This is a genomic window from SAR202 cluster bacterium (assembly GCA_016872355.1).
Classification (GTDB): domain Bacteria; phylum Chloroflexota; class Dehalococcoidia; order Lucifugimonadales; family VGZY01; genus VGZY01.
Genome location: VGZY01000095.1, coordinates 1 through 10424, shown reverse-complemented (window position 1 = coordinate 10424; position 10424 = coordinate 1). Strand labels below are relative to the sequence as shown.

Below are 10424 nucleotides of genomic sequence, written 5' to 3'. Positions count from 1 at the left end.
TATCAAGCGATCGACTGCCGTGCTCGGACGCTGGTCGCGCATCCTGAAGGTTATTACGCTTGGCAGGGAGTGCCCTCCGAGTGACATGAGTTCAGAGAAGTCGAGGTCGTAGGTCAAGACAATTCTGTTCTCAGTTCTGGCTTTGACAAGTATTTGAGGGTCGGGGAGTCTCTGGAGGCCTATGTCCCTCAAGTGCACGGCGTCGTGACCTCTGGCATTCAGAGTCCGGACGACTAGCCCGGAGACGCCCATGTCTGCCAGGAATTTCAAGGCTTCTCTCCAGCAAACATCACCATTCGGTCTGAGACGAGGTCTGCAGCGTACTGGAGCGCCTGGCGAATATCCTCGGGCTCCAGGTCGGGATACTCTGCGATTATTTCCCTGGTAGTCATTCCGCTAGCTACGAGCCCGATGACCAAGGAAACCGTAATCCGCATACCCCGGATGCATGCGCGGCCGCCCATGATTTGCGGATCGTACGTTATTCGATCATACATTGCTTCCCCTCCTCCATTGGCCTAGGTACCACTGCATAACTCAGAGTCACTCTTGAGCAAAGTCTACCATTATCATACTCGCCGCTCCACTTCTGGCAAACGGTAGGCAAATTTTGTAAACTACCTGCGTTTGAACGCTACCTTTCTATTCTCAGGAGCCCTTAATGTCTTTCGCTAACGCAAGTCTTTTCCCTGTGACCGCCGGCGTGAACGGCAAGGGTCATCTCACCCTTGGAGGGGTGGACGCTCTTGAACTGGCCGCCGAGTACGGTACGCCGCTGTATGTCTACGATGAGGCCACCCTGCGTGGCATGTGCCGCGAGTTCGTGGGCGAGTTCACAAAGCGGTACCCGAAGACGAAAGTGCTGTTCGCTTCCAAGGCGTTCGTGAACCCGGCGATTGCGAAGCTGGTGACCGAGGAAGGGCTCGGCATGGACGTTGTGTCCGGCGGCGAGATCGCCGTTGCTCAGGCGGCCAGGGTGCCGGCGAAGGGCCTGTATTTCCACGGCAATAATAAGACGCCGCAAGAGCTGGAGATGGCCCTGGAGGTGGGGCTTGGGAGGGTGGTAATAGACAGCTTCCACGAATTGAAATTGCTGAACGATCTGGCGAAGGCCCGCGGCGTGAAGCAGGACGTGATGCTCAGGATTTCGCCGAACGTGGACCCGCACACGCACGTGATGACGACGACAGGCACCCTGGACAGCAAGTTCGGCTTCGCAATTGAGACGGGCGACGCAGCGAAGGCGATCAGGCAGGCGTTGAAGTCGTCCAACCTGAACCTCATCGGTATTCACTTCCACCTGGGCTCACCGATTTTTGAGCTTGAGCCTTATTCGATCGCGGTGGACACCATCCTGACCTACCTGGCGCCCTTCAAGAAGGAGGGGCTTAACCTGCAGGAGTTCAGCCCGGGCGGCGGGTTCGCCATCGGGTACCTGCGCGACAAGCTGCCCCCGCCGATTTCGTCGTACGCCGAAGTGATCACGACGGCGCTCAAGGCGCGGCTGAAGGACCTCGGCTTCGGCGAGCCGACGCTCGTTGTGGAGCCCGGCCGGTCCATTGTGGGCCGGGCCGGAGTGGCGCTTTACACGGTAGGAGGCATCAAGAGCATCCCCGGCGTGCGAAAGTACGTCTCCGTGGACGGCGGCATGGGCGACAACATCCGCCCTGCCATTTACGGTTCCAAGTACGAGGCGGCAATAGCGAATCGCATGGGCGCGAAGCCGGCGGAGAAGGTCACGATAGCCGGCAAGTACTGCGAGTCCGGGGATGTGCTGATTCGCGACATCGAGCTTCCGACGCTGGAGACAGGCGACATTCTTGCCATGCCGTCCGCGGGCGCCTACGCGCCATCAATGGCGAGCGTATACAACCTGAACCCTCGCCCGGCGATAGTGATGGTCGCGAACGGGAAGTCGAGGCTCATCCGCCGCCGGGAGAGCTATAAGGACATGATGATCAACGACGTGGTCTAGCGAGGGGGCCAATGGAGAAGGTTGCGGTGCTCGCAAGCGGTGGGCTGGACAGCTCCGTGCTGCTAGCCGACCTGGCCCGGAGCGCGCTCGTCTATCCCATCTACGTCAAAGTGGGACTGAAATGGGAAACGGAAGAGAGGAAGGCGGTTGCGGCTTACATAACCGCCCTGGCCAGCCCCAACGTTCAGCCGATCACGGACATTTCAATGCCCGTGCGGCCGCTGTATGGCGACCACTGGGGTGTGACGGGGAAGGGGGTGCCGCAGGCGGGCGAGGCCGACGAGGCAGTCTTCTTGCCTGGGCGCAACATCATCCTGATCGGGCTGGCGGCGGTGTGGTGCAGCACGCATGGGGTTTCCCGCATCGCAATCGGCTCACTGGGCGGCAACCCGTTCCCCGACGCCACGCCGGAGTTCTTCAGGGGCTTCGGAGAGGTGCTCAGCCAGGGGCTGGCGCACAGGGTGGAGATTGAAGCGCCCTATCGCGGGCTGCACAAGGCCGACATCATCCGGGCGAACCCGGGCTTACCGCTGCACCTCACGCTGACCTGCATGGCGCCTGCAAACGGCCGTCACTGCGGCCGGTGCCAGAAGTGCGAGGAGCGGCAGAGTTCGTTTCGCGAGGCCGGGGTTGAGGACAGAACGCCTTACTCCTGAGGATTATGACCGGAATGCCGGACCGCTCAGTCCCTTTTGGTGAAATTTTGCGTTGACCACGTTTGTTTCACGGTGTAACATACTTACCGCGACGTGAATATTCCGACACCTACTGAGGCGGTGTGCCCCAAAGATGAAGATGTTTCTGCGTCTGGCCGCGTATGGAATGCGGCACAAGTGGCAGATGATCGGGGCATACATAGCCATGGTGGGTGCTACCCTAGCCGCCCTGGTCATTCCGCGTTTCCTCGGCACTGCAATCGACGTCGCCATCCAGAGCGGCGTCCAGCGGGACCTATACCTCTACGGCGGCGCAGTCCTTGCCTCCAGCGTCATCAGGGGCGCCTTCTCCTACGGGCAGGCGTACTTCAACGAGTCGGTATCCCAGCTCGCCGCTTACGACCTCCGCAATGCCTTCTTCAAGAAGCTGCACAGCATGAGCTTCGGCTTCCATGACAAGCAGCAGACCGGCAACCTGATGGCGATGGCCACCTCCGACGTCGACGCTGTGAGGAGCTTCATCGGCAGTGGCCTTATGCAGTGGCTGTCCACGATTATTACGCTGGTCGGTGTTGCAGTAACCCTTATATCGATGAACCCGCGCCTGGGCCTCATCAGCCTCATGATCATCCCAGTGGTAGTGGTCAGGTCCTTTGTCCTGATGCAAAGGCTGAACCCGTTGTGGACCCGGTCATCGGCGGCGAACGGCCGCATGGTCACCATCCTGCAGGAGAGCCTGACCGGGATGAAGGTAGTGAAGGCGTTCGGCGGGCGCAAATTCGAGGAGGCCAAGTTCGAGAGCGCTGCCCGCGAGGTTGCCACATCTACCTACGCTTCATCGGTTGTCTCAAATAACCGCCAGGCCACGTGGGGACTTCTGATCGCCGGCGCCACGGCCCTCATCATCTGGTCGGGCGGCCATGAGGTAGTGGGGGGAGCGTTAACGCCGGGCGAGCTGGTCGCGTTCGCCCTCTACGTGGACCTGCTTACGCAGCCCATACGCAAGATTGGCTCAGAGGCCAACGGACTGGCCAGGACGCTCGCCTCAGGCAAGCGTCTTTTCAGCGTTCTTGATGCGGAGTCCCCGGTGAAGGAGCGGCCGGGCGCGAAGCCGATGGGCAAGGTATCCGGCCACGTCCGGTTCCAAAACGTGACGTTTGGCTATGATCCCGGGACGCCGGTGCTCAAGGGACTGGACTTCGAGGCGAAGCCGGGCAAGCTCGTCGCGATACTCGGCGGCCCCGGCTCCGGGAAGAGCAGCGTGGTGCAGCTAATACCGCGCTTTTACGATGTGAGCAGCGGCGCCATAACGATCGATGGGACCGACATCCGTGATGTCCAGATAGAGTCGCTTCGTGAGAACGTGGGCATTGTGCTGCAGGACGTGTTCCTGTTCGCCGCGACCATCCGTGAGAACATCGCATACGGCCTGGCCGATGCGTCCCAGGACGACATCGAGCGTGCGGCGAAGATTGCGCAGCTACACCAGCACATAGAGAGCCTGCCCGCGGGCTATGACACCCGCGTGGGCGAGCGTGGCGTGACTCTCTCCGGAGGCCAGCGCCAGCGGCTGGCGATCGCGCGGACCATACTCATTGACCCTCCGATAATGATCCTGGACGACTCAACGTCAAGCGTGGACATGGGGACCGAGTACCTTATCCAGCAGGCGATGGCCGAGGTGGTGAAGGGGAGGACGACGTTCGTCATCGCCCACCGCCTTTCGACGGTTCGCAAGGCCGACCTGATCATAGTGCTGGACAACGGGCGCATTGCTGAGCGCGGGACCCACGACGAGCTGATTGCGCGCGACGGCCAGTACCGCAGGATATACGACCTCCAGTTCAAGTCGCAGAAGGACGCCGAGGCGCCGGTGGACAGCGCGATCTCATCCCTTGGGAACGAGACGACCCAGCGGGGCGTCTCTATGGGGAGGCCGTCCTGATGTTCAACCCACGGATGCACGGCTTTGGCCATGGCGGTCTTGAAGAGGAGCACGGCAAGGTTTACGACCATACCGTCGTGTCCCGGATGATGAAGTACATCTGGCCGTTCAAGTTCCGGGTGGCCGTGATAGTCCTTTCGATGATCGTCTACTCCACGTGCATGGTGGTATCGCCCCTCGTAATCAAGTGGATAATAGACGACCACATAACCCCTGCGGTAACGACAGGCAACGTCGGGAGTCTGAACTGGGCCATCCTGGTATTCCTGGGAGTGGCGCTGGTCCAGTTCCTGGCGAACATCACGCACCTGCGGTACCTCAACTACGTCGGGCAGGAAGTCCTGTTCCGCTTGCGCGTGGACCTGTTCAAAAAGATACAGAGCCAGTCGATGTCGTTCTTCGACAAGAACGAGACCGGCAAGGTGATGTCCCGCATACAGAGCGACGTGCACCAGTTGCAGGACGTGTTGCAGATCGTCGTGCATTCGCTGGCGGACTTCTTCTCGCTGGCGGGCATAGTTGTAACGATGTTCGTTGTGGACTGGAAGCTGGCCATCGCTACGTTATCGGTTGTGCCACCGCTATTTGTTGTGCTTATCGTGTGGCAGAAGTATGCGCGGGCGTCCTTCCTGCGCGTGCGCAAGTCCGTCGCGACGATCAACTCCGGGCTCCAGGAGAATATCGCAGGTGTGCGGGTTATCCAGAGCCTGAACCGCGAGAAGGTCAACGCGAGCAAGTTCGACCAGACGAACGCGGAGAACCTCAAGGCCAACCTGCAGGCCACCCGGATGTCGGCAATTCTGCCGCCGTCGGTGGAGCTTATGACGGCGCTGGGACTTGCGATAATCGTCGTCGCCGGCGGCAGCATGGTCATCAACGGGCGCATCGAGGTGGGCGTGGTTGTGGCGTTCGCGCTTTATGTGCAGCGCTTCTTCGACCCGATCAGGGGACTGATTTCCCAGTACGCCAGCCTGCAGAGGGCGATGGTTTCCGGCGCGAGGATATTCCAGCTACTGGACCACAAACCGGACGTGGAAGATAAGCCGGACGCCATAGAGCTGCCCGAGGTTAAGGGCAACGTCCACTTTGAGAAGGTGAACTTTCATTACAACCCGGACACGCCTGTTCTCAAGGGCGTCAACCTGGACGTCAAGGCTGGTGAGACCGTTGCGCTGGTGGGGCCGACGGGGGCCGGGAAGACCACCATTGTGTCCCTCCTCATGCGCATGTACGACGTCACAGGCGGAAGCATAGCGATTGACGGGCACGACATACGCGACGTGACGATGGAGTCGCTGGCGAAGCAGATGAGCGTGGTGCCGCAAGAGCCGTACCTGTTTTCCAACAGCACCGTGGCGGGCAACATTCGCTACAACCGCGAGCACGTGACGCAGGAAGAGATCGAGCGCGCCGCGAAGGCTGTTGGCGCGCACGACTTCATCATGAAGCTGGAGAAGGGCTACGACACGGAATTGCAGCAGCGCGGCGGCAACCTGAGCGTGGGGCAGCGGCAGCTGATCAGCTTTGCACGCGCGCTCGTCGTTAACCCTCGGATACTAATTCTTGATGAGGCGACGGCGAACATCGACACCGAGACCGAGGTGCAGATCCAGAAGTCGCTGGCCGAGATGCTGCAGGGGCGCACGGCGTTCGTGATTGCGCACCGCCTTTCGACCGTGAGGAATGCGGACAAAATTGTGGTGATAGACAAGGGCGGCGTACTGGAGATGGGCACACACGCGCAGCTAGTGGCGATGGGCGGGCTGTACGCCCGGCTGTACTCATACACGCTCGACCCCTCCGAGGCGGCGCGGGCGGCGGCGAAGTAGGGCGCGGTCGCAGAATACGTTGATTGCAAGGGACCCTGTCACGTGCAGGGTCCCGTTGTTTTCCCCCGAGGCGGCGTATGCGGGCGGCCGGAAATCACAGAGTTCTGGGATGCGTAACGGTTGTGGGAGGCGTAAAGTTAGGGGCGTAGGGGAGTGTGTTGTTGCAGGCCGTCATCCTATTTGTCATCCTGAGGCGCTCTGGCCGAAGGATCGTTCAGGTTACGTTCCAGGGGAAGATACCCTCTTGATCAGGCTACAATCCAGGGACATGCCTGAGAGCGTTGACCGATAGTGATCGCACATCACCGAGAGTCTCGCCTGAACGATGCTTCGCTCCGCTCAGCATGACAAATAGGGTGACGGGTTAACCGGAACTGATGTTTCACAGGGGTGCACCATGCGTTTCATGAGGACCGTTACCGCATATGTCCTTGGGTTCGGGTCTTTCATTGTAATCGGCGTGGGGTGCATGGTGGCCTTCGGGAAGTTTGCTGACGCGAGGGTGGCGGAGACCAGGCCGGACGCTGCGATGGTGATCTTCGCGGTCACGATAGCTGCATCGGCCGCGATGATGTGGGGTTCGTGGGAGATGGGGAGGGAGAGAGAATTGTGAATTTAGAATAGTGAATAGTGAATTGAACAGCCGGGTATTCTTCGGCTCGATAATTCACTATTCGCTATTCATAATTCACTATTCCTAACTCCGCCCGGCGTACGCCAGCCATTTGCCGTCGTGGAGGGCGGCTTTGCCGTCGCGCTGGAGCTTGAGCAGGTGGGCGCGGACCTGGCCTTTGGCCAGATCCACGTGGGCGGCGTCCACCTCGGCGGCGTAGATGGCGTAGAAGAGCGAGTCCACCGTGTTGTGGCCGGCGGAGAGCAGGTCCAGTATCTGTGCCTCCCGCGCCAGGCGGTGGGAGATGAGGCCCTGTATGTTGATGCGCGGCGAGCGCATGAGGGGGCCGTGTCCGGGGGCAACGGTGCGCGCGTCGATGTCCGCCAACCTGCGCAGGGAGTCGAGGTAGAGGGACATGTCGCCCTGGTCCGGGCTGATGGCGGTGGGGCTGGAGCCAAGGACGGTGTCTCCGGTGAAGAGGACGCGGTGCTCGCGGTGGTAGACGGAGAGGCTGCCCATCGTGTGGCCGGGGGTCTCAAGAATCTCCAGCGTTGCGCCGCCCAGGGAAATGCGTTCGCCGTCGCGCTCCGTCCTGTCCACGCGCACGGGAGTCTCCGCCGCCTCGATGAATGGCTTTTCAACTGCGGTGGCCAGCACCTCGGCCCCCGTGACATCCACGATCTTGCTTGCGCCGGCGATGTGGTCCCAGTGGCGATGCGACAGGACCAGGGCCTGCACCTTCGGCGCGCCGATGCCCCTCCAGTAGTCCAGGATGGTGTCCGCGTCCGCAGCCTTGCGGCCGGCGTCGATGATGGCCGCGGCGTTGTCACCGCGGGCGATGTAGACGGTGTTTGCGCCGTCGCTGACGGGGATGGCGTAGATGCCTAGGGCGAATTCCATGGTGGTCGAGGGCCTGACTCCGTTCTACTTGAGGTTTGCCGTCGGCTGGTCGATCTTCCAGCGTTCAGCTTCTTTCTTGGCGGCGCGCTCCACGCGGTTGGACAGATGCGTGTCGATCTCCACTATGCGCGCCCCCGGCAAATGGGCGATGTGGAGATTGAGCTCTTCTCCGTCTTTGGCCATGCCCTCGACATGAAGTTCAAATGCCTCGCGCGCGTTTCTCATCGCTTCCTCGACGGAGTCGCCGGACGTTGCTATGCCGTCGTGGAATGGGAAAACTACGGTAAATTCGCCGTCTGCATGCGGCACCAGAATCACGGTAACCTTCTGGTCCATGTTTGACCTCCTCAGCTCCCTCTCGTCACACTTTCCCCTGGCGGCTGACTATAGCACCCTATCTGCTATCCTATCCCATTCTTCTCGAGTTGTCCTAGCCTGTCGAATCATCGAGCTAAGTTTTTCAGGCTTTATCTAGCCTTTCTTCATCCGCACAGTCACCTTGCCGCTCCCCTTCTCGGGCTTCTTAAACTGCTTATGGTCTCCAACGTGGCCCGCTTCCACGAATCCCAGGGATCTGGGGATTTTGATGGCCTCGGCAGGAGTATATCTACGCGGCACGCGACCAGCCTCTTACTTCTCCCCGAGGCGGGCGGGGAGGATGGCCAGCTCGTTGGCGATAAAGGCGGTGGGGTCCGTTACCTCCGGGCCGTGGCCGACGCCTATGAGCGCGATGTCCCGCTTCTGCAGCTTTTTGAGCGTTTCCAGGTGGACGGGCAGGCTGCCGTTGACCTTGTCCCACCGGAACGGCGCGGCGGTGCGGATGGAGTCGCCTGCGAAGAGGATGCGCTGCTCGCGGTGGTAGGCGCTCAGGCTGCCCATCGTGTGGCCGGGCGTGTGAATGAGCTCGATCGTCTCGCCGCCGATGTCGATCGTCTCGCCGTCCTTCGGGTTCACATCGACGCGCTGCTCGGGCTGGTCTGCGGCGATGAGCGCCTGGTCGATGGCCGTTGCGTAGACCTTCCCGCCGGTGGCCTGGGAGAGCTTGAGCGCGCCGCCGCTGTGGTCGCGGTGCTTGTGGGAGAGGACGATGGCGGCGATCTTCGGACTGCCGGCATCTTTCCACATCGCCAGGACGCGCTCTATGTTGTCGCCCTCGTCCCACCCGCTATCGAAGAGCACGGCCGCCTTCTTGCCTGTTATGAGGTAGACGTTGTTGACGCTCGTGCCCAGGATGGCCTTGCGTACGTTAGACGCGACGGCTATAGACATGTGGCCTCCTCACGGGTTCGTCCCGGACCGGCCCAGGACGGCGTCCCCGAGGATGAACTCCTGTCCGGCCGGGATGATGATGGTCTGGATGCCGGGCGTGAGGTCCTGGGCTATCGTGTAGCGAATGAGCTGATCGGTAAGCGTCTCGCTGAGGACGCGGTTGGCCTCGCTCTGGGCGATTGAGCGCAGGCGGATGGACTCGGAATCGCCCTGGGCGCGGAGGATGGTGGACTGCTTCTCGCCCTCGGCCTCGGCGATGCGGGCGTCGCGCTGACCTTCGGCGGCGGCCTTGACCTGCTGCGCCTCGACCTCAATCTGGCGGAGCTTGTTTGTGGCCTCGAGCGCGCGCTGGGCTGCGACCTGCTTGGCTTCGATTGCGGAGCTGAAGGCAGCGCTGAAGGCGAAGTTCGTGATTGAGAGCGTGATCATCTCGATGCCGTCCTTGGCCAGGCGTGTGCGGAGGGCATCCTCGATAGCGATTTTGACGTTCGCCCGCTCTGTGATGAGCTGCTCGGCGTCGTAGCCGGCGGTGATGGCCTTGACCGACTCCTGGATGGCGGGGTTTATGACCCTGGACTCGTACTGGCGGCGGAGGTCCCTGTAGACCTGGTCTACCTGGTCGGGGAAGAGGCGGTAGTTCAGGGTGACCTCGGTCTGCACGTCCTGGAGGTCCTTCGAGGCAGCGTTGACCGGGACGGTGTGCGCCTGGGTCTGGACGTCCATGATCTCGACGGACTGGACGAACGGGACGATGAAATAGAGGCCTTCGTTCAGCGTTTTGCCCGTGATGGCGCCGAATTGCAGAACGACGCCTCGTGTGCCTGCCTCTATCTGGCCTATGGATGTGCTGACGGAGATGAGGATGAGGAGGATGACGCCTCCGACGGCGACACCGATGGGGCGGAACTTGACGCCCTGCTGGTAGCCCTTGGCGTCTACCTTGATGGAGAGGGCGAGGAAGATAATGACGCCGAGGACGGCGAGAGCGATCTTGACGGGTATCATGGGGCCTCCGGGAGGGGTTCTGGGTGCTGGGTCATAGGTGCTGGTGGAAAGCCAAGGGCAAAGAGCTTTTGGCCGTCTAACTAAAGAGGATATGGGCAACGGCCCCGCAAGTCAATTAACTCGTTGTCAAGATGTCTTTGCTCAGTGATATTGTCAGTAGGTAACTGCTCAGTGAATATGTCAGTCCATGAGAGGACTACATTTGACCGAGCGAGAAGCGAAGAGAGCACAG

At 61.0% G+C, this 10424-nt stretch carries 11 protein-coding genes; 5 read left to right on the top strand and 6 right to left on the bottom strand.

Going from position 1 to position 10424, the window contains the following annotated elements; all coding sequences use genetic code 11:
- Window positions 1–266: 266 nt before the first annotated feature.
- Window positions 267–497 (bottom strand): DUF433 domain-containing protein, encoded by a 231-nt coding sequence (locus FJ319_13755; GenBank protein MBM3935334.1) that lies wholly within the window; start codon window positions 495–497, stop codon window positions 267–269.
- A 164-nt stretch (window positions 498–661) separates the two neighbouring features.
- Between FJ319_13755 and lysA the strand changes: the two genes are divergently transcribed.
- From lysA to FJ319_13730, 5 genes are all read left to right on the top strand, one after another.
- Window positions 662–1975: a diaminopimelate decarboxylase gene (gene lysA, locus FJ319_13750; protein ID MBM3935333.1), complete on the top strand. Its 1314-nt coding sequence runs from the start codon at window positions 662–664 to the stop codon at window positions 1973–1975.
- A gap of 11 nt (window positions 1976–1986) precedes the next feature.
- Window positions 1987–2631 carry a 7-cyano-7-deazaguanine synthase gene (locus tag FJ319_13745; GenBank protein ID MBM3935332.1) on the top strand — a complete coding sequence of 215 codons (645 nt, stop codon included), beginning with the start codon at window positions 1987–1989 and terminating at the stop codon, window positions 2629–2631.
- 133 nt (window positions 2632–2764) lie between these two features.
- Window positions 2765–4576 (top strand): ABC transporter ATP-binding protein, encoded by a 1812-nt coding sequence (locus tag FJ319_13740; GenBank protein ID MBM3935331.1) that lies wholly within the window; start codon window positions 2765–2767, stop codon window positions 4574–4576.
- A complete protein-coding gene (locus FJ319_13735; protein MBM3935330.1) occupies window positions 4576–6405 on the top strand; it encodes an ABC transporter ATP-binding protein in 1830 nt (609 codons plus the stop codon). Before FJ319_13740 ends, FJ319_13735 begins: the two co-directional genes overlap by 1 nt.
- Before the next feature lie 397 nt (window positions 6406–6802).
- Complete coding sequence (locus FJ319_13730) at window positions 6803–7018, top strand: hypothetical protein (GenBank protein ID MBM3935329.1); 216 nt, start codon at window positions 6803–6805, stop codon at window positions 7016–7018.
- A gap of 84 nt (window positions 7019–7102) precedes the next feature.
- Here FJ319_13730 and FJ319_13725 read toward each other — a convergent pair whose 3' ends face one another.
- From FJ319_13725 to FJ319_13705, 5 genes are all read right to left on the bottom strand, one after another.
- A complete protein-coding gene (locus FJ319_13725; GenBank protein MBM3935328.1) occupies window positions 7103–7918 on the bottom strand; it encodes an MBL fold metallo-hydrolase in 816 nt (271 codons plus the stop codon).
- A 24-nt stretch (window positions 7919–7942) separates the two neighbouring features.
- Window positions 7943–8254 carry a hypothetical protein gene (locus tag FJ319_13720; GenBank protein ID MBM3935327.1) on the bottom strand — a complete coding sequence of 104 codons (312 nt, stop codon included), beginning with the start codon at window positions 8252–8254 and terminating at the stop codon, window positions 7943–7945.
- Between the two features lie 135 nt (window positions 8255–8389).
- Window positions 8390–8536 carry a type II toxin-antitoxin system HicA family toxin gene (locus FJ319_13715; GenBank protein MBM3935326.1) on the bottom strand — a complete coding sequence of 49 codons (147 nt, stop codon included), beginning with the start codon at window positions 8534–8536 and terminating at the stop codon, window positions 8390–8392.
- 12 nt (window positions 8537–8548) lie between these two features.
- Entirely contained in the window at window positions 8549–9187 is a 639-nt protein-coding gene (locus FJ319_13710; GenBank protein MBM3935325.1) for an MBL fold metallo-hydrolase, read from the bottom strand.
- Between the two features lie 9 nt (window positions 9188–9196).
- The gene (locus tag FJ319_13705; protein ID MBM3935324.1) at window positions 9197–10192 is read right to left on the bottom strand and encodes a prohibitin family protein; all 996 of its coding nucleotides are present in this window, start codon (window positions 10190–10192) and stop codon (window positions 9197–9199) included.
- Window positions 10193–10424 lie beyond the last annotated feature (232 nt).

Coding starts and splice junctions, on each gene's coding strand:
- FJ319_13710 (MBM3935325.1), bottom strand. CDS start 9,187: ATGTCTATAGCCGTCGCGTCTAACGTACGCAAGGCCATCCTGGGCACG.
- FJ319_13755 (MBM3935334.1), bottom strand. CDS start 497: ATGTATGATCGAATAACGTACGATCCGCAAATCATGGGCGGCCGCGCA.
- FJ319_13705 (MBM3935324.1), bottom strand. CDS start 10,192: ATGATACCCGTCAAGATCGCTCTCGCCGTCCTCGGCGTCATTATCTTC.
- FJ319_13720 (MBM3935327.1), bottom strand. CDS start 8,254: ATGGACCAGAAGGTTACCGTGATTCTGGTGCCGCATGCAGACGGCGAA.
- FJ319_13745 (MBM3935332.1), top strand. CDS start 1,987: ATGGAGAAGGTTGCGGTGCTCGCAAGCGGTGGGCTGGACAGCTCCGTG.
- FJ319_13740 (MBM3935331.1), top strand. CDS start 2,765: ATGAAGATGTTTCTGCGTCTGGCCGCGTATGGAATGCGGCACAAGTGG.
- lysA (MBM3935333.1), top strand. CDS start 662: ATGTCTTTCGCTAACGCAAGTCTTTTCCCTGTGACCGCCGGCGTGAAC.
- FJ319_13735 (MBM3935330.1), top strand. CDS start 4,576: ATGTTCAACCCACGGATGCACGGCTTTGGCCATGGCGGTCTTGAAGAG.
- FJ319_13730 (MBM3935329.1), top strand. CDS start 6,803: ATGCGTTTCATGAGGACCGTTACCGCATATGTCCTTGGGTTCGGGTCT.
- FJ319_13725 (MBM3935328.1), bottom strand. CDS start 7,918: ATGGAATTCGCCCTAGGCATCTACGCCATCCCCGTCAGCGACGGCGCA.